The organism is Campylobacter gracilis, from assembly GCF_018374135.1.
GTDB classification, from domain to species: domain Bacteria; phylum Campylobacterota; class Campylobacteria; order Campylobacterales; family Campylobacteraceae; genus Campylobacter_B; species Campylobacter_B gracilis_A.
The window spans coordinates 114,576-138,856 of sequence record NZ_JAHAFS010000004.1; the positions used below are offsets into that span (position 1 = coordinate 114,576).

The following is a 24,281-nucleotide window of genomic DNA, read 5'->3' on the forward strand; positions in this document are numbered from 1 at the left end:
AAAGATCAATATTCTGCGGATTAAATTACTTATCCCTCGACATGCTAATTATGTATCGTTTATATATTTTTGAAACCTTATCTTTTGTTTTTAGAATTTCATAAATTTGTTCATTTTATTCACTATTATTTTTGCGATATCATAAGGCGGTTTCCAAAATAAATATCCCTCTGCAATATCTATATTTAGCGTATCCAAGAAATATTTTTGCAGCTTGCCAAACTCCTTTTTATTATTGATCGTAAATACTTCGGAATCGAAACCGTTGCATATCAGTAATTTATCACAAAGCAAGAACCTAGCGGTTCTTTCAAATAGAATATAGCAGAGAAATTTAATAATAGGCATAAGCGACAAGCCCATAATTATAAAAATAAACATATAAAATTTAAAGTTGTATAATGCCACGACGATCATTATAAATAAAACTAAAACACAAAATTCAATTTTCACATCAAAGGGCGCAAAATTGGGAATCATATAAGCATATCTGTAAACGGAGATATTTTTTAACGCCATCTCTTTTTCGCATTTTGTTTTATTTTTAAATTCTATTTTGTCCTTCATAAAGGTTATCGTTTTTTTGCTATTTATAAAGTTTGCCGCGTATATAAGGAAAAATGCGGTGCCATAACCTAGTAATATTTTCATATAAAACCTAAATTTATACTCGCCGTCCAAATTCTGTATCAAAGAACAAATTAACAAAATTCCAAGAGCTATCAGCCAAAACAGATCGTCTAGCTTTTTTATAACTATCGGCTCTTTGTCGTAATCTCTAACCCTAGCTTCTTTGTTTCTTGCATCCATAACCGCCCGCTTTAGCTAAGATAATATTTTTCTATTTTATCAATATCGATATGTTTTCTAATCAAAAACCATTCTTTTATCTCGTTTAGCCTTTCCGCACCATATACGCAAACTAAATAATTTTTTGCCGATAAAATAGAGCTTAAATAATAAGTATTTTCCTGCTCATAGTACGGATAATCCACTACGATTGCAGAAAAGAATGAAAAATTCTTAAAATTGCCTACAATTAAAAAGTGAAAAAATATTTTCAAAAAGATTGCAGAAAGTATTGAAAAAATGAAGAATAATAAAATTTGCGATGATAGAAACGATAGTGCTGCAATAGAAAAAATTATAATAATATTATAAATGAGGCGACGAATCTTATCATCGTTGCAATACCCCCAAAATGGTCTGCTTATCACATAATTTAAATGAATATTGTTCGTCCTTCTCTCAAGCTCGCCGTTGTTATAGAAATCTATAGAATTATTCATAAAGTAGATTTTGCAATTATTATTGCTTACACAGCTGTTATAAATAAGTCTCAATACTATCGCTATAAAAATTCCAAATATAACGCTAGAGCTTATTTCCATCATCGATATATGGCGTTTTGGAAAAATTAAATCCCATATGCTTAGAATATATCCGCCCAAAATCATAGGCGCGTATAAAAATGTAATTGTAGATATTAGTAGCCTCTCATAATTTTTTACTATTATTGGCTCTTTGTCGTAATCCCTTGCTTTAGAATTCTGCGGTAAGGCGCCGCTATCATCTGAGATAGAATTTTGCGGCTCTGCGCTGTTTTCACAGGCAGAATTCTGAGCCGCTTCGGCTTCTAATTCGGCTTTTAAATTTAAAGCGCCAGGATCGGAATTTATGGTTTCAGAATTTGAAGCTTCGGAATTTGAAGATTTATAATTCAGGGATTTAGAATTTAAGATTTCGGAATTCGGAGGTTCAGAATTCATGAATTCAAAATTCGAAACTTCAAAATTAGAGGCTTCGGAATTCTGGATTTCAGAATTCGGGACTTTAAAATTTTCGCCGTTAGAATTTTGTACCAAGCCCAGCTTCGGCTCTTGATGCCGCTTTTGTAGTAGCCTTTTTAATTCCTCAAGCCTGCCTTGATCCATTTTTGCTGCCTTTAAATTTTGGACGCGCCATTTTATACCCTCGCCGCTTAAAGCTCAGTAAATTTTACCGCTCGCCCGCTGTGCGCCGTTTGATCAAAATTTAGCCCTCGTATCTTTGTAGCGATTTTTTATATGTTTTCGCGGCAGCGCAGCCCGCGCTCAGATATGCCTCAAACTCCTCGCTAGTAAGCCTGCGCGGCTCATTCGCAAGCCTCGCCGCAGCCGCTGTACCCGTCGCACAGCTAGCGCTTGTACCGAAATTCACTTCATTTGCGATCTCACCTCGTCGGATTCGGTTGCTAAAGCCCGCTGCATGCGTTATTTGCGGCACACGCTTTAAAGAGAAGTTTAAATTTTGCGTTTGCAGATTTAAAATTTTACCCATGCATTTGCGCGGACCCGCGATAAAATCGCCGTTTTGTATAAGCGTGGCAACGGCAGAGCCGAGCTGGCCGCTCTCCGCCAAGCCGTGCAAGCCGCCTGCCGAGCCGGGTAAGTAGCCCGTCAAACCCGATAAGCCGCCCGCCAAAAGCTCTGCGCCGCTTAGGACGCGCAGGCTTCGCACCAAAATCCCGCCGCCACTTTGCGGGACGCTGCGAAACGAAATGTCAAAGCCGAAATTGTGAAAAAATATCTCGCCCGCCCGCGATATGCGCTTGTAGGTGTTGCGATCCGCGCCCGTGAAATACGCCTCGATCTCCGCGAAGGCGAATTCCGCGCCGCTTACGCAAAGCACATAGTTTTGCAGCAGATCGCGCATGAAATTTTGTATCTTTGCCTGTGCTCGCTCGGCGTCGAACTGAGCCTGCGGCGGCTCATCACCGAACGCAAGCGCTTGTCTGACGCCCGGCTCCGACTGCGATGGACGGACGTTAAATTTTAAGTGTGCTTGCTCCGTATCAAGACGCACTTGCTCGGCATCAAACGGCGGCTCGGCATTAAATTTTAAAATTTCAGCTTGCTGCGCGCCGTTAGAATATGACTGTCCGTCGCAAAATTCCGCGCCGTCTTGTGATTTTAAAGGCTTGTCGCCGCTCCCGTCTCTCGCGCTTCCTGCAAGTTTATGATTTTTTGAAGCAAGCTTTGAGCCCGCCGAAATTCCAAACTCCGCTGCGTCGATTTTTGAGAAAAATTTTTCTAAATTTTCATCGCCCAGCATTTTGCTCTTCCGTAGAATTTCCTTCGTGCTTTATCGAGCTCGCCTTGTTGCCCATAGTGTCGGATTCGCCGTTGTTTGCCTCGACGCGCGTTAAATTTCCGCCGTCCGTTGCGTTCGTATCGTCTCGCGCTAAATTACCGCCGCTACTTGTCGTATTTGTTTCGCCGCCTTTAAAATTTGGAGCTTCGCAACGATCTACACCTAAACGCTCGAAATAATATCTTTCTCGCTCACCCAAGCTTTCCACTTCCTTTTTGCATGTGCGCTTGATATACGCCTCGTGCGGATATCTTAGCCGATTTGCCGCATATATATTACCCGCGTCCGCGCGCTTTATCAGCTTGGCGATGCAAGCGTCATCCTCTTCGTCGTGCCTGCCTGAAAAAAATTCTCTCGCGCTACAATACCCGCCGCTACCGCTTACAAACGCGGCATAAATAATAATAAGCGCCACAGCTAGCACAAAAACATGACTTTTACCGATTTTCAAGCTCGTCTCCTTCGCGATTAAATTTTGATTTTTTCCGCAGATTTACGATTTGCGGACGGATCGTAAACTCGCTTACATTGGACTTCGTGCGCAGAATTTGCAGCGTAAAATTTGCGATCTCTCCCGCGTCCACGAAGCTCGCCTCATCATCTGCAGGCTCGAAGCTCAAATCCTCGTAAAACGGCGTTTTGGTGATGTCAGGGTTGATGCAGCTTACTCTGATCTGCTTGCGCGCCTCCTCGAAAAGACAGAGCAGAAACGCCCGCAGCCCCGCCTTGCTCGCGCTATAAACCGCGCTAAAGCGGCTCGCCCGCAGCGCCTCGATCGAGCTAATGCCGATGATATGGGCGCGGTTGCGCTTTAAATTCGGCAAAAGCGCGCGCGTAATGATGATGTTTGCGGCAAGATTTACGTTTAAAATTTTTAAAATTTCGCTCTCGCTCATCGCCTCAAGCGGCGCAAATTTCGCCGTACCCGCGCATAAAATCAGCGCGTCAATCTCACACGCTACGGCTAGCGCGCAGCACTCCTTCGCTAGCGCGTCCGTATCCTCAAAGCGCGAGGCTAGCGTTAAAATTTCATAGCCGTTTTGTCGCAAAAGCTCCGCAACCGCGCTGCCGATACCGCCGCTTGCGCCCGTGATCAATGCTTTCATCTTTTCTCCTTTAAATTTTCATGCCGCTTCGGCGCGTTAAATTTCGCGCACCGAGTAAATTTTCCTACGCTAAAATTTTCTTTGTTCGCGCCGTATCTGCCACTAAATTTGTGCAACTTAAACAATCCGCACCGCGACCTGCGCCGGGTAAAATTTTAAATTTAGCCCGCGGGCGTTTTGCTGCGCCGCCGCTTTGTAAAATTTCATCGACGCTCGCTGTGCCCGCCCCGCACGATTTATAAAATTTAATTTTATAAAGCCGGGCGTGCCGCTAAATTTTAATCGCTCGCTCGCCGCTAAATTTCACGCCGTATTCTCAGTGCCGCATGCGAGCCGATACAGGCCGCGACATCTGCGACAAACAGCGCGTCTAGCACTGCCGTATCTTTGCGAAATACGCTGCCTTCATCGCCTCCTCAAACGCGTCGTTGCTTTCGTACTCGTGCCCCAAAACCTCGCGCCACAGGCTCGCATCCTCCATGCAGAGGTAGAAAAACACTCGCTCGCGCCACGGCGAAAGCGCGTCCGCGGCAAATTTGAAAAGCTCGCGCTTGATCTGCAGCGGATAAGACAGCTTGCCGTTCGCGTCTGCAAGTGGCATCTGCAGAATTTTGCTCCGTAGCCCGCGAGAGCGCAGCTTTTTTACGACGGGTTTGATGAAGGTAAGCGTGCCGAGCGAGACCATTGCAACATTGCTTGGATCGAAGCTGCGCAGCAGCCGCTCAAAAACCGCGCCGTAATCGTTTTGCCACCCCTCGTACCAAACCATCGGGTGGAAGTGAAAGCCCACCAAAATGCCGCGCGCCGCGAGCGCTTCGGCTGCCGCCAGCCGCGCATCCAGGCTCGCGCTTAGATGCTCCTCGTTCGCTATGATCGCGGGGGTATTTAGCGAGAAGGTGACGATGAGGTTGCGCGGGATCTCGCACTGCAGGAAAAACCGGATGTTGTTCGACTTGCTTTTAAGCTCCAAAATCACGTTTTCATGCCGCGCCGCAAAGTCCGTTAGCGCGCTTAAAATGCCGAAGCGATCGCCCCACATGAGCGAGTCGGAGCTCTGCCCCGTGCCGATGTGGTAGCTGCGCGCGGGATCGAGCCGCAGGCGCGCTAAATTTGCCGCGAAATTCTCGTCAAAGCCGATTTTCCCCTGCTTGTAAAATGAGCCGATCGCGCAATAGGAGCAGTCAAAGCCGCACGAATTAACGGCATCGAGCGTCAGCAGATTGCAGCAGCGGGTGTTTTCGCTCGCCACCGGACAGCGCCCCAAAGCTATGCGATCTGCGCGAAAGGAGGAAATTTCAAATTTTTTCGGCGCGTAATCGCTTTTGAAGCTCGCGTACGAGTGCGGGCGCGACTTTAGCTCAAGCCAGGCTTCGCGCACGAAATTAAAAATTTGCTCGCCGTTTGGGACTTTCCCTGTTTTATTAAATTTGGCTTTATTAAAATTTAGCTCGCACTGCCCGTCTGCAAGCAGCTCATAAACGGGTGTCTCGTCCCACGCCTCAAAATCGCTCGCAAACTCCGCAAGCTGCTTTCGTTGCTGAAATGAAAAGTGAAATTTCTCAAATAGCGCGCCCAAAAACGCGCTCGATCGCTCGCTCAGATTCACGCCAAAATGCGCGCCCAGCTCCTTTTTCGCCTCCGTCATCTTGCTCCGCTTCGTTTAAATTTTGCAAATTATACTTAAATTTCGCGCGCCATCACTGAAAATCGTTGAAATTTCAGATCGCGCTATAGAATAGTCGCTCGAAATAGAAGGCATAAGCTAGCGTAATAGCGACGTTTAGGATCAAAATTCCGCCGAGCGCAAACTTTTGCGGGATTTTTTTGACGCCAGTTCGGTAGTAATACGGCAGAGCACAGAAAAACGCGGGCAGCACGAGCAGAGCGATACCTAGCGGTATGCCCGCGCCGCCGATGCCTATCTCGGCACTGCGCACAAACTGCGCCATGGCAGGGAATTTATGAACGGCGAATATGGCCGCTGCAAAAAGTAGCTGCACGCAGACGCAGTAAAATAGGTAGCGCACGCCTACTAGAGCGTCTTTTAGCCATAGCCCGATGCAGAAAAATACTAGCAAAAGAGCTAAAAAGACCAATAAGGGCGGATCCGCGAGCAAATCCGCCACGGCATACGCGCAGGCCGCGACGCACACGCACGCCAAGAGGGCGAAACATAGATAAGAGCCTTTTATTTTCATCGTTTCTCCTGTGACTTTGCAATACCTTCAAATTCCGCGACGTATTTGGCGTATGAAGCCAAAATTTCATCTCTCGGCTCGGTTTTTTGCATACGCTTTAGTAGTTAAATTTGCTCTTTATCGCGGCACGGATTTGCGGCAGGTGCGCCTTTACAAGCTCATAGACGAAGCTTTTGCAAAGCCGTTCGCCGCCCAAATGATCGCTTACGATCTTCATCATCGCCCACGGCACGCCCGCGCGCTCGCAAGCGTTCACAAAAAGCGCGCTCTCCATATCGTAAAGCCTGATGCCGCGATTTGCGCACCCGCGGGTAGCGTCTTTTGCCGTGCACGACGTATTTTGTGTTGCGCGCGTTGCGGTATTCGTTGCGACGCTGCACTCACCTACCGCGATTTGCACAGGCTTCGCGCTCGCTAAATTTTGCGCCTTAACTTGCGTTGCGCCTTGTATTTCAGCCCGCGTCGCATCGCGCGTGAAATTTTTTGTATTTGCTGCGCCATTCGTTCCTTGCGTTGGGGTTTGTGCGTTTATCTCGCCGCACGCCTCGATCGCTGCGATATTTGCCTCATCGGTCCGCTCCGCTGCGTTTAAAATTTTAGGCTCGCTTACGCAGATTAAATTTGCCCGCAACTTGCCGTCCGAGCTCGCGCCATAAAATTTCTGCTCGCAAACGTTTTGAAATTTTAGAGCTTGCTCGCTGTGTTCCCCAACCTGCGAGCGATAAAATTTCGATACGTCCTCGCCGTAAAATTCCTGCGCTGTCGTGTCGTCAAAGTAAAACGCCTCGCCGATTTGCACGCCTTTATCCGCGCAGCCGCAGACGCCTATGTTTAACGCAAAGTCCACGCGCCGCGAAAGTAAAATTTCACCAAAGCGCTCTGAATTTCGCGTGGAGCCAAGATCTAAAATTTTAAAATTTTCAGTCGCATTTTGCCTGGAGTCAGCTTTTGCGCCGCTGCCGCAGAGCGCGCCCGCATCCGAAGAATGCTTAAATTTTACGTCTGCGCCGCGCCGATCTTTGCAGAGCTCGCGCCCGAATTCTGCGTCCGTATCGGGACTGCGAACAAATTCTGCGCCGGGTTCGCTCTTAAATTCTATTTCTATGCCGCTCGCAGCACCCGCTTCAAATTTAGCCCCAAACCTCACGCCGCAGATGTATAGAAGCATCTGCTCGCCTGCGAACAGATCGCCGCCGCGCGTAAGTTTAAAACTCTCGATTATCGCTTGAGCTTCGCAGCGCAAAGCCGTACAGATCAGTATCATTTGCCGCCTTTGTTAAAACCGCATTTTAACAATTTGAGCTATAATGTAAGATTAATTTGGCACAAAAGGGCGAAAATGAACGATCTCATCACCATCACGGGCGCGCGCGAGCACAATCTGAAAAATATAAATTTGCAAATTCCAAAGGACAAACTCGTCGTTTTTACAGGCCTTAGCGGCAGCGGCAAGAGCACGCTGGCGTTTGATACGCTATATGCCGAGGGGCAGCGCAGATACGTCGAGAGCCTAAGCAGCTACGCGAGGCAGTTTTTAGACCGCGTAGGCAAACCCGACGTCGATAAGATCGACGGTCTGACGCCTGCGATCGCGATCGATCAAAAAACGACGTCGAAAAACCCGCGCTCGACGGTCGGCACGATCACTGAAATTTACGACTATCTGCGCCTCTTATATGCGCGCGTGGGGGTGCAGCACTGCCACAAATGCGACAAGCCGATCTCAAAGATGAGCTCCAGCGACATCATCGCCGAGATTATGAAGCTGCCGCGTGGCGCAAAGGTGATCTTGGGCGCGCCCTTGGTGCGCGAGAAAAAGGGCAGCTTCGCCGATATGCTACAAAGCTTGCGCGAGCAGGGCTACGTGCGCGCTCAGATCGACGGCGTGCTGGTACGACTGGACGAAGAGATCGAGCTAAGCAAGACGAAAAAGCACTCGATCAAGGTTATCATCGACCGCACGATCATCGACGAGGAAAATTCCATCCGTATCGCAAGCGACGTCGAAAAGGCACTCAAGCTCAGCTTCGGCGAGCTTGAGGTGGAGATCGCAAACGCCGCCGAGTTGGGGCTTGCGCAGAGCCTGATCCACTACAGCGAGCATATGGCGTGCTTTGATTGTAAAATTTCATTCAAGCCGCTCGAGCCGCTCGCGTTTAGTTTTAACTCCCCAAAGGGCGCGTGCGAGAGCTGCGACGGGCTGGGGATAAAATTTAGCCTCGATCTAGGCAAGATCATCAACGAAAACGCCTCGATCGAAGGCGGCGCGATCAAGGTGATGTCGGGATTTAACAAGAGCTATTATTATAAATTTTTGCTCGGATTTTGCGAAGCAAACGGCATAAACGTTAAAATTCCATATGCAAATCTAAGCGAGGAGCAAAAAAAGCTGATCCTTTACGGCAGCGTCAAAGAGATCGATTTTTACTGGAAAAAACACAAGCTCACGCGCAAATTTGAGGGCGCGATCAAATACGCCTACGATCTGCTCAAAAACGAAAGCGATCTGGACGATTATATGAGCGAAAAAATCTGCCCCGACTGCGGCGGGCTGCGCCTACGCCCCGAAAGCCTAGCCGTAAAGGTCGCAGATAAGGGCATCGGCGACGTGATAAATATGAGCATCGCAGACTGCGTGGAATTTTTCAGCGACGAGAAGCGGTTTTCAAATTTAAGCGAAAAGGACGCGCAGATCGCAGCGCCAATCCTAAAAGAGATCAACGAAAGGTTGTTTTTCTTAAAGGACGTGGGGCTTGGATACCTCACGCTGGGGCGCGATGCGCGCACCATCAGCGGCGGCGAAGCGCAGCGTATCCGTATCGCAAGCCAGATCGGCTCTGGTCTTAGCGGCGTGATGTATGTGCTTGACGAGCCTAGCATCGGGCTTCACGAGCGCGATACGCAAAAGCTCATCAAGACGCTGCGAAGCTTGCAAGAAAAGGGAAATTCCGTAATCGTCGTTGAGCACGATAAAAAAACGATCGAGGCGGCGGACTTCGTCGTAGATATTGGCCCCGGGGCTGGCAATCTAGGCGGCGAGGTCGTATTCGCAGGAGACGTCGCGCATCTGCTTAAAAGCAATACGCAAACCGCGCTGTATCTGAATAACCAAAAGGAGATAAACTACCAAAAGCACCGCAAGCAGGAGCTTTGGCTAAGTATCAAAAACGTAAATATCAATAATATCCACGGCCTTTGCGCGAAATTTCCGCTGCGAAATTTAGTCGGCATCACGGGCGTTAGCGGCAGCGGCAAGAGCTCGCTGGTGCTGCAAACCATCCTGCCGACGGCACTTGAGGAGCTAAATCGCGCCAAAAAGGTGCACGCGGTAAAGGACGCTAAAATTTCGGGGCTTGAGAGCCTAGATAAAGTGATCTATCTGGATCAAACCCCGATCGGACGCACCCCGCGCAGCAATCCCGCGACCTACACGGGGGTGATGGACGAGATCCGCGCGCTTTTTGCCGCGACAAAAGAAGCGCAGCTGCGCGGATACAAGATCGGCCGCTTCAGCTTCAACGTCAAAGGCGGGCGCTGCGAAAAATGCGCGGGCGAGGGCGAGATCACGATCGAGATGCACTTTTTGCCCGATATCAGCGTCGTTTGCGACGTCTGCCACGGCACGAGATACAACGCGCAGACGCTTGAAATTTTATACAAAAACAAAAGCATAGCCGACGTTTTGGCGATGAGTATCGACGAGGCGCTCGAGTTTTTCAAAGCCGTGCCTAAAATTTATCAAAAGCTAAAGACGCTCGCGGACGTCGGGCTCGGCTACGTTTCGTTAGGCCAACCCGCCACGACGCTTAGCGGCGGCGAAGCACAGCGCGTCAAGCTCGCTAAAGAGCTAAGCCGCACCGACACGGGCAACACGCTGTATATCCTGGACGAGCCCACGACGGGGCTACATTTTGCAGACGTAGATCACCTGGTAGCGGTGCTGCACCATTTTGTCGATCTGGGAAATTCCGTCTTTGTGATCGAGCACAATCTGGACGTCATCAAAAACTGCGATTATATCATCGACATGGGGCCCGAGGGCGGCGAGGGCGGCGGACAGATCGTCGCTTGCGGCACCCCAGAAAAGCTCGCAAAAGATTTCAAAAAGACGGGTAGCTACACGGGGGAATTTTTGGCGCAGGAGCTAACGGCGATGAAGAGCGCGAGCAAAAATAAGCGAGGTTAAAGCGCCTTATCGGGGGGGGGGGCAAGAATGGATCAAAGCAGGCTTGAGGAATTAAAAAGGCTACTACAAAAGCGGCATCAAGAGCCGAAGCGGGGCTTGGAACAAAATTCTAACGGCGAAAATTTTAAAGTCCTAAATTCTGAAACCAAAAATTCCGAAGTCTCAAATTTTAAAGTTTCGAATTCTGAATTCCTGAATTTTGAATCCCCGAATTCCGAAGGCTCAAATTTTGAAGCTTCGAATTCCGAATCCTTGAATTCTAGAGCTCCAAATTTCGAAGCTTCAAATTATGAAACCCTAAATTCCGATCCTGACGCTTTAAATTTAGAAGCCGAAGCGGATCAGAATTCTACCTGTGAAAACAATGCAGAGCCGCAAAATTTTATCTCGGATGACAGCGGCTCTTTGCAGCATAATCCCAAAGCTAGAGATTACGACAAAGATCCGCTAATCCTCAAAGATCATACTTATTATGACTATATGAAATACTCCATAGTTCCTACTATGGTAGGCTTGTTAATAGCGCTTGCATTTGCCACTATCGTAAATCCCATAAACATTAAAATGTTTCGCCTCCTTCCTTTGGTCTTGGTAATATTCGTAACAAATTTTATAAATAGAGACGGCGCATACTTCGTGTTTTATAACGATAAATTTTATATTACAATAAAAATAAGATTCGTAAAACGTTCGAGATAAATACAATCGGCGCTATGGCTTTAAGCTTTGATTGGAGATGGAGCTGGAAACAAAAAATACCTATTTATATAAAGGTCTTTCTTGTTCTTTGGTTTTTGCTCGGCTGCTATACGACGGGAGAGCCGATCAATGGCGTGGCGATAATCTTTACCTTTTGTTTCTCCATTTTAACTACCAAAGCCTATATGCATCTGCTTAGCGGTAGCCTCGGCTTTTTCGGTCTTCAGGATCAGCTTGTGCTTTATAAGGAAAACGCTGAGGTCGAGATACTAAATATCTTGATGGCGAATAAAGAGGAGTATCTGCAGCTGAGAGATTATTTTATGCAGACTATGCAAAAAGATATAAGCAACCTGCAACGCACGATGTCGATTTTTAATGAAAAGATAGAATTTAGAAAATTTAAATTTTAAAGGCGTATGTTATGGAAGCAAATTGAGAAGGCAAGGAAAATTTTAGCTATTGCGGCTAGATAACAGAATTTCACGCAACAAATTCCATCCCATGATACGGCGGAATGGAATTTGAAAGCAGCTCATTCGTAGCGAGTAAATCTAAAATAGAATTTTAAAATTTAAATCCCAAAAACGCTAGCCATTGTATCCTAAGCGGCGCATATTTGCGCACGCGTCCTTGTAGCCGTAATAGCACGAGATGCGGTATAGGTCAATGGCATTGAATTTATTTTGCTCCACGCCTTCACCTTTTTCAAACATCGCTGCGAGCTTCTGGCAAGCAGGGAAGTTTTGAGAGAGCGTGCAAGCGGCGTTATAGGCGTTGGCAGCAGAAGCATAGTCGCGCTTGGAATACATAGAATCCGCAAAATTTAAACACATTGCGCCATTGCCGTTTTTGCACGCATCGCTTTGCACGACGCTGCCTTGTAAGTTCATCGCACGGATACCGTCTTGAACGTCGGCGAAAGAATATTTGCCGCTCTTTGGCGCATCGACTGCGCTCTTTGGCGCGTTGCTAACGCAGCCTGCCAAAAATACTCCGGCGGCAATCAAAGCTAGAATTTTTTTCATATTTTGCTCCTTAATTTTTTGAAATTTGGCGACCCAAAACGTAATAGGTCTCTTTGCCCGCGACCTTTTGCAGTTTGAGCTTAAATTTTTCCGACCAAGCGCTGATGATCTGCTCCACAGCGGTCTTGCGCTCCTCGTTCGTAGCGTCGTTTTTGATCTTAAAATACGGGTTTGAATTAGACATCGCCACGTGCGCACCGTAAATTTTAAGCTTATCGTTCAGCCCCACAATGCGATCAAGCTCATTATCCTCAAAATCGCATTTCGATAAAATTCCTCGCAGCTGCGCGACCGTTGCGTCGTTTACGCTATATCCTAGCGCTAGCAAAATTCCATCTTCACTCATTCTCATCCTTTCGAAAAAAAATTTATCTGTTCGCTTGTGAAATCAAAACGCCTTCGATTATGCTTTTTATATCGCCGTCTAAAATCGCATCGGTTTGGCTATACGCCTCGCCGCTGCGGTTATCCTTAACCTGTTGATACGGGAAAAGTACGTAGGAGCGGATCTGATGCCCCCAGCCGATCTCGCTCTTAGGCGTGTTCTCGTCCTTCTCGCGCTGTTTCATCAGCTCAAGCTCGTAAAGGCGCGACTTTAGCACCTTCATCGCCGTTTCTTTGTTTTTGTGCTGGCTTCTATCGTTTTGGCAGTTTACTACGATGCCCGTCGGGATGTGCGTGATACGCACGGCGCTTTCGGTTTTATTGATATGCTGCCCGCCTGCGCCGCTTGCGCGAAACACATCGACGCGAATATCCTTCTCTTCGATATTTATCTCGATATCATCATTGAGCTCCGGGCTTACCATCACGCTCGAAAAGCTCGTATGTCTGCGCCCCGCACTATCGAATGGGCTAACGCGCACCAGGCGATGGATGCCGTTTTCGGCTTTCAGATATCCGTAGGCGTTCTCGCCGCGCACGATGAAGCTAACGTCCTTAAGGCCAGCTTCCTCACCCTCCTGAAAGTCTAAAACCTCGATCTTAAAGCCCTCTCGCTCGCAAAAGCGCAGATACATGCGATATAGCATACTCGCCCAGTCGTTGCTCTCCGTACCGCCCGCGCCCGGATGAATGCTGACGATAGCGTTTTTATCGTCGTTTTCGCCGCCTAGCATCATCGCTAGCTCTAGATCCGAAATTTCGCGCTTCAGCTCGTCTGCACCGGAAAAAAGATCATTTATCGTCTCTTCGTCGCCTTCGCTAAGAGCCAGCTCGTAAATTTCACGCGTATCAGCAAGCGAGTTTCTCGCCTTTTTAAATTTAGCCAAAACACTTGAAATTTTAGTTTTTTCACGCCCGATCTGCGTGGCGAGCTTTACGTCGCCCCAGAATTTCTCGTCCGCTTCAATATCCGCGATACGTGCTAATCGCGTCTCGATCTGAGCTGGCTTCACGATGGATTCGATATTTTTTATCTTGGTGTCTAAGCTTTTTAAAAGTTCGCTATATTCGTAATTATCCAAATCTCAACCTTTTTTCGCGAAATTATATCGTTGTTAAGCTTTTATGCCTTTTAATTTCGTATGGAAATTTAACAAATTTGAGCTATAATCAGCCTTTAAAATTCAAAAATGGAAGTAAAAAATGCAAATTATTAGAAGCGTAGAGGAGCTAAAAAGCTTCAGAGCGGCGGCAAGCGGCAGCGTGGGCTTCGTGCCTACGATGGGGGCTTTGCACGCGGGGCATGCGAGCCTCATAAAAAGGGCGCGAAACGAAAACGACATCGTAATCGTCTCGGCATTCCTCAATCCGGCGCAGTTTTTGCCCGGCGAGGATCTAAATAGCTACCCAAAAAACGAAGCGGGCGATATTAAAATTTGCGAAAGCCTCGATGTGAACGCGCTTTTTATTCCGAGCGTAGATGAAATTTACGGCTCCTGTGAGCCGGGCATTATCGCGCCTAAGCCGTTAAGCGAAATTTTGGAGGGCAAGAGCCGCCCCGGGCACTTCGACGGCGTACTTAAGGTGCTAAATAAGCTTTTTAATCTAACTCGTCCTAGCAACGTTTATATGGGTAAAAAGGACACCCAGCAGCTTTTCATCGTGCAGAAGATGGTAAAGAGCTTTTTTATGCCTATAAGTATCATCCCTTGTGAGATCGTGCGCGAGAGCGACGGCTTGGCACTTAGCTCGCGTAACGCCTATTTGGATGAGGAGGGAAAGCTTATGGCGCTTAAGCTTTCGCGCTCCTTGCTAAACGCCAGCTCGCTTATTAAAAAAGGCGAGATCAGCCTAAACATCATCCGCGAAAAGATGCTTAGCGTGCTTGAGCCGCTGGCGGTCGATTATATAGCGTTCGTGGATTATAAATTTAATGAAATTTCGCAGATCAAGCAAGGCGATACGATAATCCTGCTTGCCGCAAAGGTCGGCACAACCCGCCTTATCGATAATATCTGGCTGTAAAATGGCAAAACTCCATCTCGTTTCTCTAGGCTGCAATAAGAATTTAGTTGACTCCGAGATCATGCTTGGGCGCTTGCAAAACTACGAGCTCACGGATGAGCCTGCGAGTGCGGACGTGATGATCGTAAATACCTGCGGTTTCATAGCAAGCGCCAAGCAGGAGAGTATCCGCACGATTTTGAAACTTAGCGAGCAGAAAAAAAGCGGCGCGCTGCTGGTCGTCACGGGCTGTCTGATGCAGCGCTACAAGGACGAGCTTATGCGCGAACTGCCCGAGGTTGATATTTTCAGCGGCACGGGCGACTACGACAAGATCGATGAGATGATTTTAAAAAAGCAGAATTTATTCAGCCCGCAAACCTATCTGCAAAGCCCCGCGCTTACCTCTTCGCGCGTGATAACGGGCTCAAACTACCATGCTTACGTTAAAATTTCGGAAGGCTGTAATCAAAAGTGCTCTTTCTGCGCTATTCCGAGCTTTAAAGGTCGCCTAAAAAGCCGTAGTATAGACGACATCGAAGCGGAGGTGCGCGGCTTAGTGACGCGCGGATTTTACGATTTTAGCTTTATCGCGCAGGATTCTAGCAGCTACGGTCGCGATCTAAGACGTGGCAACAAGGGCGGATCAAATTTTAAAGGCTCTCGCGATAAGTTAAATTCCGCATTCTTTCGCGACGGGCAGAATTCCGATGGCTCCTACGATGTACAAAATTCCGACGGCTTGTGCGGTAGCGCAGGAGACGAAATTTCTGCTTACGACAAAACCGCTTGCGGTAAAAATGTCCGCAAAAAGGACTTGGACGACAAAAATAACGATGCTTTGGGCACCGATCTAGTCGCGCTGATAAAACGCATCGAAAAAATAAAGGGCGTCAAGGTCGCGCGCGTGCTGTATCTTTACCCCACCAGCACCGACGAGCGACTCATCCGCACGATCGTGAGCTCACCAGTTTTTGCGAACTACTTCGACATGCCGATTCAACACATAAACGACAAAATGCTAAGCTTGATGAAGCGCGGCGCAGGCGCGGCGCGGATCAAAGAGCTTTTAAGCTTAATGTGTGCAGCGCCTAATTCATTCCTCCGCACGGGCATCATAGTGGGGCACCCGGGCGAAGGTGAAGCCGAATTTGACGAGCTTTGCAACTTTTTGCAGGAGTTTAAATTTGATAGAATTTCAGCTTTTGCTTACAGCAAGGAGGAGGATACGGCGAGCTTTGCGATGCCGCAGATCCCTGCGCGGACAATTAGCCGCCGCCTAAATAAAATCGAAAAAATCACGCGCGAGGCGATAGATAATAGCATGCGCGCGCTCGTAGGCAAAAAGATGCCCCTAATAATCGAAGGCGCCAGCAGCGAGGGCGAGTTTTTTTACGGCGCCAAGCCTCTTGCATGGGACAAGGACATCGACGGCGAGATTTTAATCAACGAAAGCTACGTGCAAAATCTAAAAGCAGGCGGTCTATACGAGTGCGAAATCACGGAATTTGCGGGCGATAGGCTACTCGCGCGAGTACTAAAAAGCTCGCAAGGACAATGAAAAACTCGCCTGAAATTCCAAGCAAAATTCTAGCCTTGCTGCGAGCTAGCAAAAATCTGCTTGCTTTTTCGCACGGCGTCGACAGTACAGCGCTTTTTTACCTTTTAGACGAGGCAGGCGTGAAATTTGACCTTGCGATCGTGGATTACAACGTCCGCGCGCAGAGCAAGGACGAGGTCGCCTCGGCGCGGGACTTGGCAGCCAAATTTAACAAACAAATCTACGTAAAAAGCGCGCGGCTGGGCGCGTCGAATTTCGAGCACGAGGCACGCACGGCTAGATATGAGTTTTTTGGCCAAATTTGCCGCGAGCAGGGATATGAAAATTTGATCTTAGCGCATCAATTTGACGATAAATTCGAGTGGTTTTTGATGCAGCTTGGGCGCGGTGCAGGGCTTAGCGAGCTACTTGGCATGCAGGAGTTTGAGTCCCGCGAGGACTACGTGATCGCTCGTCCGCTTCTAGGCGTGCGAAAGTGCGAACTGGAGCGGTTTTTAAAGGGGCGAAACCTAAAATACTTCACCGACGAGACGAATTTGACGGACCGGTTTAAACGCGGCTTTATTCGCGCGAAATTTAGCGAGCCGTTTTTAAACGAATACTTTGTCGGCGTAAAAAAGAGCTTTGAGTTTTTGGCGGCCGACGCGTTAAGCTTAACTCCCGAAATTTCTAATCCCGCACCTAAAATTTACCTAGTAAAACGCGGCCGGGGCGAGATTCGCGGCGTAGATCAGGCGTGCAAGCGGCTAGGACTAGTGCTAAGCTCGGCACAGCGAAGCGAATGCGCGCGCTGCCTAGAAAACAGCGCAGGCTGTGTGCTAGGCGGCAAGGTAGCCGTGGGGGCGGGCAAAAACTTTATTCTCGTAACGCCATATATCAAAGCGGCGATGGATAAGAAATTTAAAGAAGCGTGCCGCACCTTAAAAATCCCGTCGATAAACCGCGGATTTTTATTTGCCGAGAGCGCGGATCTTGCGCTATTTGAGGAGCTTTTATGAGCGTTTATTTTACTTCCGATCTGCACTTCGGCCACGAGCTGGTGCTGAAAAAATATCCAAATTTTAGAAAAGGCGCAAACGTAGCCGAAATGGATGAAAATCTCATCACTGCTTGGAATGCGCTCGTTACGCCCGAGGATCTCGTCTATAATCTCGGCGATGTGTCCTTTCACAAGGATGTTGCGCACACTTGCGAGTTACTTCGCAGACTAAACGGGCGACATTTTTTAGTGCTCGGTAACCACGACGGGCGCATCGCCGCGATGAAAAACGAACTGCTAAGCCAACACAAGGCGGACGGCAATTTTATATTTGAGCAGATCGTGGACTATGCCTTTGTGCGCCTATCGCATAAGAGAGCGGCTCTGTCTCACTACCCGATGATCGAGTGGGCAAACTGCCATTATGGCGCGCTGATGCTCTACGGTCACCTGCACGCAGATATCGCTGAGGTTTCGGGCAGAGCGCTAAACGTAGGTTTTGATCTACACGGCAAAATTTTAAGCGAGGACGAGGTGTGGTCGTATCTGAAAGATATCCCGCCTAAGGCCCATCACGCAAGTGAGCTAGAGGGCATTAGCGAGAACGACGATGTGGAGCAAAGGCGGGCTTTGATAGAAAATTTTTTACGCAAAATTAATCGGGATTTGTGAAAAAGATAAAATTTACGGCGTAAGACGGGCTCTTTGCGGCAAATTAGCTTAAATTTAAAAACAAGTCGTTTAAATACGGATGATTTTATCTAGTCAAAATTCCATTATGTAACGTGAGATAAATTTAACAAAACGTAGCCGCGAACGAGCAACCAAATCGTATCAAGCAAGCGCAATCTTGCAAAGATAAAATTTTAAAATTCTGCCTAGGTGCGGAGCGAAATATTTAATCTAGCGGGCTTCCAGCATCGCAATTTTGTTGATGTAATCGGCAAAATTTAGATTTATCAGATTTGTTTTGATGAAGATACGCGTGAAAATCACATAACCAATCTCGTTGCTAAGCGTGCCGTCTGAGTAGATGAAAACATTGGTGAGAAACTCGCTATTTTCGGATTTGTAGAAGGTCTCGATCTGAAAATTTAAAAGCTCGTAAAATAGCTCGTCAGTATCGCTCATCGCCGCCTGCATCTCCTCATCTATGCGCATTATGTCGGCGTATAGCACGCGCTCTTGGTTGGCGACGACAAAACACGCGCGGTTATTAAATTTCAGCGCGAACATCGCCATATTTTCAAAATCGCTTTGATTTTTTAGCAAGAAGTATAAAATTTTAAATAAACTGGCGTGCGAGCTAAATTCTATTCCAAAAGTCTCATCCGCCGCCTGTGCACTTGCGCGAGGAAATTCCACTATGAAGCTATCATCGACTTTTTGATAAATGCTATTTTCTTTAATCATATAATCCTCGTTAAAATGCACCCTTTGATTTTCGTCATCTATCAGCACGCAAGAGATTAAATTTTTATCACCAAGATCCGCAAAGCCCGCCAGCGAGGTAGCCAGATCATTTTCTTGCGCGATGGGAAAACGATCGGATTTCTCATCCAAAATTCTTTTGCCAAAGCCCAATTTTCTATAAAAAAACTCGCATGCGTCGGCACTTTTAGCGACGCCGAGGAATGATTTTGCTTTAAATAGTGCCATTTTTTCTCCTAAAATTGCAATTATATCGAAACACTATTATTTCAAACTAAAATTTAGCGTCCTTCTCGGCGCTTGCAAAAAGCAGTTGTTTGATCGCCTCTTTGCCCGCATCGAGGCTAAGCCCTGCCAAATTTAGCGGCGCGCTGAGGCTATAATTTATGCGCGAAAACAGCTTTGGCAATACCATCTCGTCCCAGCTACGAAATTTCCAAAAACTGCTCGCTTCGTAATTTAGCGCGTAAATGTCTAAGTTTAGCCGCTGCGCAAGGATCACGGCACCGTCGGCGACGCTGTGAAGCGGACCCCGCGGACCGTCGGGAGTGATGATGACGTCGGTGCCATTTTTTATCTCTTTGATCGCACCCATAAGGGCTCGCGCGCCGCCTTTGAAACTGCTGCCGCGGATCGCACCGATGCCAAAATGTGAGATCACACGCGTAATTATCTCGCCGTCTTTGTGATCGCTGATGATGACCTTGGCGCGCCTTTTGCTGCCGAAATCCCGCAGCCACCAGCGTCTATAGGCAAAGCTCATCATCGCTAATCTTCCATGCCAAAACACGACGACGCAGGGCTTTTCGGGCAGCTTAGTGGGGGTAAATTTAACCCTGCACGTTAAAAAAATACACCAAATCAGAATAAAAATGAGATATTCGGCTACGCGGAAAAACAGCCGCTTTTTAAGCGATAACTTTTCCATAAAGCGCCATTCTGGCGGTCTTTTCGATACGTACTCTGCGAGTTGTGCCTAGCAGCTCCTCGCCGCCTTCCGCGCAGATTAAAAAATTTGAAAAGCTTCTACCGCACGCGGTGCCGCCCTCGCGCAGCTCCTCGAAATATACATCGAAAATTTTATCTTTTTGCGCTCTTGCGATCTCGTCTAAAATTTTAGTATGAGCGCTTTGCAGCCTGCTTAGCCTTTCGCTTGAAATTTCATCATCCAGCGGCTTTAAATTTGCTGCGGGCGTGAGCGGTCTAGGGCTAAATTTAAAGGAAAAAATCTGCTCAAATCTCACCGCCTTTAACACTTCCATCGTCTCGGCAAAATCCTCCTCGCTCTCGCTCGGATAGCCTACGATGATGTCGGTGCTAATCGCCACGCCCGGGCAGCTCTTGCGCAGCTTAAGCGCGCGATCCAGATACCACTGCTTGGTATATCCGCGCTTCATATCGCGCAAAACCTTGCTAGAGCCACTTTGCAGCGGCATATGCATCGATTTGCAAATTTTAGGATTATTGCAAAAAACATCTAAAAATTTATCGTCCATATGCAGCGGATGCGGGCTGGTAAAGCGGATGCGCTCGATGCCCTCTATCTTGCTAAGCCGCATGAGCAGGTCGCTGAAGTCGATTCTTTCGTGCGCGCTAGAAAAGCGCTTGCCGTAATTATTGACGTTTTGGCCGAGCAAAAATATCTCTTTGGCGCCACGAGCCGCGGACCTTTCGGCTTCGCGCAAGATGATTTGAGCGGGGATCGAAATTTCATCGCCTCTAGTCTGCGGCACGATGCAGTAGGAGCACTTTTTGTCGCAGCCGATCATTATGTTTATGAAGGATTTATATGGCGAGCTCGCAAAATCACCGAAAGCAAACTCGCTCTCGTCGTAGTTTATGTCTGTGCTGATAAATTTTGGCGTACGTACGGCTTGTGAAATTTTAGATACATTCCGTGCTCCAAGAACGAAATCCACAAAGGGCGCGCGTTTAAAAATTTCTCCGCCCAGATGGCTTGCAGTGCAGCCGCAAACGCCGATTTTAGAGCCTCTTTTTCTAGCTTTATCGAATGCGCCGATCTCGCTGAAGAGCTTATGCACGGGCTTTTCGCGCACGGAACATGTGTTTATTAAAATCAGATCGGCAATGCTAATGTTATCGGTAATCTCGTAGTCTTGATCTTTTAGCTGCGCGATAATATGCTCGCTATCGCGCACGTTCATCGCGCAACCCAGGGTCTGGATGAAGAGAAGTTTGCTCAAAGGATATGCACCTCGTACATGTATTCGTTTTCGTTCAGCCCGTATCGCACTATGCGCTGATACACGCTAAAACCCTTAGTATCGAAAAAATCCACCAAAGCGGCTAAATCTTTTTGAGAATTTTCTCTATCCAGATAAAATATTTTTTGTCCGCTCTTTTCTACTTGGGCTTGCAAATCCTCGATCTTAACGCTTTTTGGCTTAGAGGCGAGCTCCGTTCTGGCAAGTTTTAGCTGCATGATCTATCCTTTCATTTATCTTTTTAAACCCGCGAGTTTAGCGAAATTTAGATAATAATTCGTTTAAATAAAAATAAAGTCAAAATTCCATATAATATCGCACTTCAAAATTTAAAATCCAAATTTAGTAGCACGAAATCAAATCTTAAGGAAAATTTATGGAAAAAATCACCGACATCATCGAGTCGATTGCAAATGAAAAGGGGCTTGAGCCCGCAGACGTCAAAGAGCGCGTCAAAACGGCGTTCATCCAGACCGCAAAAAGACTTTTCGGCGAGGAATATCTCTACGACAGCGAAGTCGATCCACAGACCAAACGCGTTAAGCTTTACCAAAAGGTCCACGTCGTCGCGGATGATGATGAGCGGCTCGGCGATCATAACTTCATCGCGCTTAGCGAGGCCAAAAAAATAGGCGAAAACGCAGAGATCGGCGATGAGCTAAGCTACGAAATAAATATCGAAAACCTCGGCCGCACGGCTTCCGGCGTGCTAGCTAAAGAGCTAAATTTTCACATCCAAAGGCTGCTTGAAGAGAAAATTTTTGAAAACTATAAAAGCAAGGTGGGCACCCTCACCCACGGCACCGTCACTAAGATCGATCACGACGGCACTACCTACGTAGAGATCGAGGATACGAAGGCCTTTATGCCGCTTAAGAACCGTATCAAGGGCGAAAATTTCAAAGTGGGCGACGTGCTGCAAGCCGTCATTAAAAACGTAGCCATCGACAAATCCCACGGTATCAGGCTGGAGCTTTCGCGTACCAGCCCGAAATTCCTAGAAGCCCTACTCGCCGCCGAAGTCCCCGAGATCAAAGACGGCAGCGTCATCATCCAAGCCTGCGCGAGGATTCCGGGTAGGCGCGCTAAGATCGCACTTAGCGCCGTCTCGCCAAATGTCGATCCGGTAGGCGCTACCGTCGGCAAAGGAGGCGCTCGCATCGACGCGGTGAGTAAATTTTTAAGCAAAAATTTGCAAGACGGAAGCGGCGGCGAGAGCATCGACGCGTTCGAATACTCCGCAAGCCCCGAAATTTTGATCACTCGCGCGATGGCGCCCGCGATCGTAAACTCGGTCAAAATAACGCAAGACGGCAAGGCGATCGTCTACGTAAACCCCGATCAAAAAAGCAAAGCGATCGGCAAAAACGGCCTAAATATCCGCCTCGCCTCGATGCTGTGCGGCTGCGAGATCGAGCTTATCGAAACCGGCTTGGCGAGTGAGAAAAAGGTCTCCAAGGAGGAAGGTCTTAAAAATCTCGAAGCGCTTTTCGGCGAGCTGTAAAAGCTCGCGCGCCTCGCTTTTTAAAATTTTGCAAGTTGCGCGCCCTATAAAATTCCATGGCTACCAAATTTTGCAAATTTAGTAATTAATGGAATTCCGTAATTTAGTACTCCACGAAATTCTATATTACGTAGAATTTTACGCCGTTTCGGAATTTTAAAATTTAGCGTCAAAACAAATTTTGACCGAAATTTTACGGCGCAGAATTCTAAGATCAAATTCTATTCATGCGAGGATTTAAATTTACACAGCGCGTAAAATTCCGCCCCAAGTTAAGTCGCGCCTATCGCTCATATAAAATTTCGATGCCGCCGTAGTGCCAAAATGCCTTCGGCGCTAGGTATTCGCCGCCTAGGACGGCTTAGCTTAAAATACTGCGGCGAAAATTCCATGATTTTTGAAATTTCTTGCTCAAGCAGCGTCGTGCAGTAGAGGTTCGCTTCGCCGCGAGGTCTTAGCGTAAAATCTTCGCCGACGCGTCTAAGTAAAGAGGCAGCGAGGCGCGCCTTTTGCTCCTCGTTTAAAAATTTCATCCGCGCCGCGCCAAAGTCTCGTGCATGCGCCAAAAACTCCCGCATCGAAACGGCCGCGACGCCGTCTCGCTCGCCCTCGCCCGTTACGGCGTGCACTATCAAAAGCGGGCGCTCGTGCACGATTATGCCTACGTGCGAGTATTTAAAATTCGTTGCGGTTGCGATTATGCGGCTGTCGGTGACATCGCCCATGCGAAAGACGAGATCGCCCGTGCGTAGATTTGATAAAATTTTATCCGGCACCCACAGCGGCTCTTTTGCTGTAGGCGCGCGCATGAGCATCCAAAGCTCGCCGAGCCCGCCTAGAGCGAAGATCAGACAAACGAGAAGCTTTTTGGCTAAAGCGCAACCTTCCATTTGCCGTCTTTTTTGACGAGTTTAACGCTCTCGGTACGGTTTGTGCCGTTTTTAAAAGACACGGTGACTTTCACAAGCGCCGATTTCTCGTCGCTATTTTGCAGCTCGCCCGAGACGCCTTTTAGCCCGTCGCGCTTGGAGGCCTCCTCCTTGCCGGCACCTGCCATTTGCATCAGTTTACCGTTTATCATCTGCATAGAGCCGTCGTCCGATCTGTCCTTATCGGGTATGTCTATAGTATCCACCAAAGTCTTAGAATTGTCCTCGTATAGGGCCCTGACGAAGTCCTCGGCGACGCCTTTTGGATCGCTGCCGCAGCCTGCTAGAACGAATATCGCAATGAGCGCGAGTAGAAATTTTTTCATAAGCTCTCCTCGTAGAAATTCTGAGATTCTATATACAAACGATAAATATTTTTTAAATTCAGATCTTTCTGCTCGGAGGAATTTATATCGCGTTTGGATTTGCGAAGGCGTATTTGGTCGTGCTTTTGCTGAATTAAAATAGAATTTTGCATTCGAAGGAAAGCTCGTCTTGCCTTGGTAAAATTTATCTTGCCAAAGCGAAATTTTATGGCAGTTTCTGCGAACCGTGTCTTGTGGCACACCACTCAAACGGCGCCCAAACTCATTCGGTAGCACGTGAGGCGAGCTTTGCTTGTCGGAACTGAAATTTAGCCGTATTTTGCGGCTAAAATTTTAAAATTTAAATGCCGCCTTCGTAGGATTGCTCGCTTACGATTTAGCTTTTTGCTGCGACGCTCGCGAAATTATAAGGAAATTTTACCTAAATAGGGCTATAATCCAATAATTCATTTCATAAAGGAATATCATGGAGACATGGGCGGTTTGGGCACTTGCATCAGCACTCTTTGCGGCGCTGACTGCGATATTTGCAAAAATAGGGCTTGAAGGGATCAACTCCCACTTTGCGACTTTTATCCGCACGATCATC

At 47.6% G+C, this 24,281-nt stretch carries 24 protein-coding genes and 2 pseudogenes; 8 read left to right on the forward strand and 18 right to left on the reverse strand.

Annotated elements, in window-relative coordinates:
• Window positions 1-90: 90 nt before the first annotated feature.
• The 8 genes from KH703_RS03100 to KH703_RS03135 form a co-directional block, all read right to left on the reverse strand.
• Window positions 91-810 (reverse strand): hypothetical protein, encoded by a 720-nt coding sequence (locus tag KH703_RS03100; RefSeq protein WP_304294045.1) that lies wholly within the window; start codon window positions 808-810, stop codon window positions 91-93.
• Between the two features lie 11 nt (window positions 811-821).
• A complete protein-coding gene (locus KH703_RS03105; RefSeq protein ID WP_304294046.1) occupies window positions 822-1,934 on the reverse strand; it encodes a hypothetical protein in 1,113 nt (370 codons plus the stop codon).
• A 100-nt stretch (window positions 1,935-2,034) separates the two neighbouring features.
• Window positions 2,035-3,093 (reverse strand): hypothetical protein, encoded by a 1,059-nt coding sequence (locus KH703_RS03110; protein ID WP_304294048.1) that lies wholly within the window; start codon window positions 3,091-3,093, stop codon window positions 2,035-2,037.
• On the reverse strand, window positions 3,080-3,583 hold the full coding sequence (locus KH703_RS03115; RefSeq protein WP_304294050.1) for a hypothetical protein: 504 nt from the start codon (window positions 3,581-3,583) through the stop codon (window positions 3,080-3,082). The genes KH703_RS03110 and KH703_RS03115 overlap by 14 nt, the downstream gene beginning before the upstream one ends.
• Entirely contained in the window at window positions 3,570-4,238 is a 669-nt protein-coding gene (locus KH703_RS03120; RefSeq protein WP_304294052.1) for an SDR family oxidoreductase, read from the reverse strand. Before KH703_RS03120 ends, KH703_RS03115 begins: the two co-directional genes overlap by 14 nt.
• Window positions 4,239-4,608: 370 nt before the next feature.
• Window positions 4,609-5,883: a spore photoproduct lyase family protein gene (locus tag KH703_RS03125; protein ID WP_304294054.1), complete on the reverse strand. Its 1,275-nt coding sequence runs from the start codon at window positions 5,881-5,883 to the stop codon at window positions 4,609-4,611.
• A 73-nt stretch (window positions 5,884-5,956) separates the two neighbouring features.
• Entirely contained in the window at window positions 5,957-6,436 is a 480-nt protein-coding gene (locus KH703_RS03130) for a hypothetical protein (RefSeq protein WP_304294055.1), read from the reverse strand.
• Between the two features lie 97 nt (window positions 6,437-6,533).
• The gene (locus KH703_RS03135; protein ID WP_304294057.1) at window positions 6,534-7,700 is read right to left on the reverse strand and encodes a hypothetical protein; all 1,167 of its coding nucleotides are present in this window, start codon (window positions 7,698-7,700) and stop codon (window positions 6,534-6,536) included.
• 75 nt (window positions 7,701-7,775) lie between these two features.
• Between KH703_RS03135 and uvrA the strand changes: the two genes are divergently transcribed.
• Window positions 7,776-10,622, forward strand: coding sequence for an excinuclease ABC subunit UvrA (uvrA, locus tag KH703_RS03140; RefSeq protein WP_304294059.1), 2,847 nt, complete (start codon window positions 7,776-7,778; stop codon window positions 10,620-10,622).
• Window positions 10,623-10,699: 77 nt separating this feature from the next.
• Here uvrA and KH703_RS10035 read toward each other — a convergent pair.
• Window positions 10,700-10,849 (reverse strand): annotated as a pseudogene (locus KH703_RS10035) (hypothetical protein); the annotation flags it as partial.
• Between the two features lie 486 nt (window positions 10,850-11,335).
• Between KH703_RS10035 and KH703_RS03150 the strand changes: the two are divergent.
• Window positions 11,336-11,734, forward strand: coding sequence for a hypothetical protein (locus tag KH703_RS03150; protein WP_304294063.1), 399 nt, complete (start codon window positions 11,336-11,338; stop codon window positions 11,732-11,734).
• Between the two features lie 177 nt (window positions 11,735-11,911).
• Here KH703_RS03150 and KH703_RS03155 read toward each other — a convergent pair whose 3' ends face one another.
• Genes KH703_RS03155 through prfB form a run of 3 tightly spaced genes read right to left on the reverse strand, consistent with a single transcriptional unit; the run spans window position 11,912 to window position 13,815 of the window.
• Window positions 11,912-12,349, reverse strand: a complete 438-nt coding sequence (locus tag KH703_RS03155) for a hypothetical protein (protein ID WP_297883328.1) — start codon at window positions 12,347-12,349, stop codon at window positions 11,912-11,914.
• 10 nt (window positions 12,350-12,359) lie between these two features.
• Entirely contained in the window at window positions 12,360-12,695 is a 336-nt protein-coding gene (locus KH703_RS03160; RefSeq protein WP_298052548.1) for a type II secretion system protein, read from the reverse strand.
• Window positions 12,696-12,717: 22 nt separating this feature from the next.
• Window positions 12,718-13,815, reverse strand: coding sequence for a peptide chain release factor 2 (gene prfB / locus KH703_RS03165; RefSeq protein WP_304294068.1), 1,098 nt, complete (start codon window positions 13,813-13,815; stop codon window positions 12,718-12,720).
• A gap of 121 nt (window positions 13,816-13,936) precedes the next feature.
• On the opposite strand from prfB, the gene panC reads away from it, so the two are divergent.
• Genes panC through KH703_RS03185 form a run of 4 tightly spaced genes read left to right on the forward strand, consistent with a single transcriptional unit; the run spans window position 13,937 to window position 17,949 of the window.
• The gene (panC, locus tag KH703_RS03170) at window positions 13,937-14,758 is read left to right on the forward strand and encodes a pantoate--beta-alanine ligase (RefSeq protein ID WP_304294070.1); all 822 of its coding nucleotides are present in this window, start codon (window positions 13,937-13,939) and stop codon (window positions 14,756-14,758) included.
• 1 nt (window position 14,759) lies between these two features.
• A complete protein-coding gene (locus KH703_RS03175) occupies window positions 14,760-16,298 on the forward strand; it encodes a MiaB/RimO family radical SAM methylthiotransferase (protein ID WP_304294072.1) in 1,539 nt (512 codons plus the stop codon).
• Window positions 16,295-17,296 (forward strand): tRNA lysidine(34) synthetase TilS, encoded by a 1,002-nt coding sequence (gene tilS / locus KH703_RS03180; protein ID WP_304294074.1) that lies wholly within the window; start codon window positions 16,295-16,297, stop codon window positions 17,294-17,296. The genes KH703_RS03175 and tilS overlap by 4 nt, the downstream gene beginning before the upstream one ends.
• Window positions 17,293-17,949, forward strand: a complete 657-nt coding sequence (locus tag KH703_RS03185; protein WP_304294075.1) for a metallophosphoesterase — start codon at window positions 17,293-17,295, stop codon at window positions 17,947-17,949. Before tilS ends, KH703_RS03185 begins: the two co-directional genes overlap by 4 nt.
• A 231-nt stretch (window positions 17,950-18,180) precedes the next feature.
• On the opposite strand, the gene KH703_RS03190 is transcribed toward KH703_RS03185, so the two are convergent.
• From KH703_RS03190 to KH703_RS03205, 4 genes are read right to left on the reverse strand one after another with little or no spacing between them, the layout of a single operon-like run.
• The gene (locus tag KH703_RS03190; RefSeq protein ID WP_304294077.1) at window positions 18,181-18,936 is read right to left on the reverse strand and encodes a hypothetical protein; all 756 of its coding nucleotides are present in this window, start codon (window positions 18,934-18,936) and stop codon (window positions 18,181-18,183) included.
• Window positions 18,937-18,982: 46 nt separating this feature from the next.
• Window positions 18,983-19,636 carry a lysophospholipid acyltransferase family protein gene (locus tag KH703_RS03195; RefSeq protein WP_304294079.1) on the reverse strand — a complete coding sequence of 218 codons (654 nt, stop codon included), beginning with the start codon at window positions 19,634-19,636 and terminating at the stop codon, window positions 18,983-18,985.
• The gene (gene miaB, locus KH703_RS03200; RefSeq protein WP_304294082.1) at window positions 19,617-20,912 is read right to left on the reverse strand and encodes a tRNA (N6-isopentenyl adenosine(37)-C2)-methylthiotransferase MiaB; all 1,296 of its coding nucleotides are present in this window, start codon (window positions 20,910-20,912) and stop codon (window positions 19,617-19,619) included. The genes KH703_RS03195 and miaB overlap by 20 nt, the downstream gene beginning before the upstream one ends.
• A complete protein-coding gene (locus KH703_RS03205; RefSeq protein ID WP_005870077.1) occupies window positions 20,909-21,151 on the reverse strand; it encodes an HP0268 family nuclease in 243 nt (80 codons plus the stop codon). The genes miaB and KH703_RS03205 overlap by 4 nt, the downstream gene beginning before the upstream one ends.
• A 158-nt stretch (window positions 21,152-21,309) precedes the next feature.
• Here KH703_RS03205 and nusA point away from each other — a divergent pair, with 158 nt between their 5' ends.
• Window positions 21,310-22,437 carry a transcription termination factor NusA gene (gene nusA, locus KH703_RS03210; RefSeq protein WP_304294085.1) on the forward strand — a complete coding sequence of 376 codons (1,128 nt, stop codon included), beginning with the start codon at window positions 21,310-21,312 and terminating at the stop codon, window positions 22,435-22,437.
• Window positions 22,438-22,727: 290 nt separating this feature from the next.
• Here nusA and KH703_RS03215 read toward each other — a convergent pair whose 3' ends face one another.
• Window positions 22,728-23,327 carry a YiiX/YebB-like N1pC/P60 family cysteine hydrolase gene (locus tag KH703_RS03215; RefSeq protein WP_304294087.1) on the reverse strand — a complete coding sequence of 200 codons (600 nt, stop codon included), beginning with the start codon at window positions 23,325-23,327 and terminating at the stop codon, window positions 22,728-22,730.
• Window positions 23,309-23,692 carry a DUF4878 domain-containing protein gene (locus tag KH703_RS03220; RefSeq protein WP_304294088.1) on the reverse strand — a complete coding sequence of 128 codons (384 nt, stop codon included), beginning with the start codon at window positions 23,690-23,692 and terminating at the stop codon, window positions 23,309-23,311. The genes KH703_RS03215 and KH703_RS03220 overlap by 19 nt, the downstream gene beginning before the upstream one ends.
• A gap of 466 nt (window positions 23,693-24,158) precedes the next feature.
• Between KH703_RS03220 and KH703_RS03225 the strand changes: the two are divergent.
• Window positions 24,159-24,281: pseudogene (locus KH703_RS03225) on the forward strand (EamA family transporter); the annotation flags it as partial.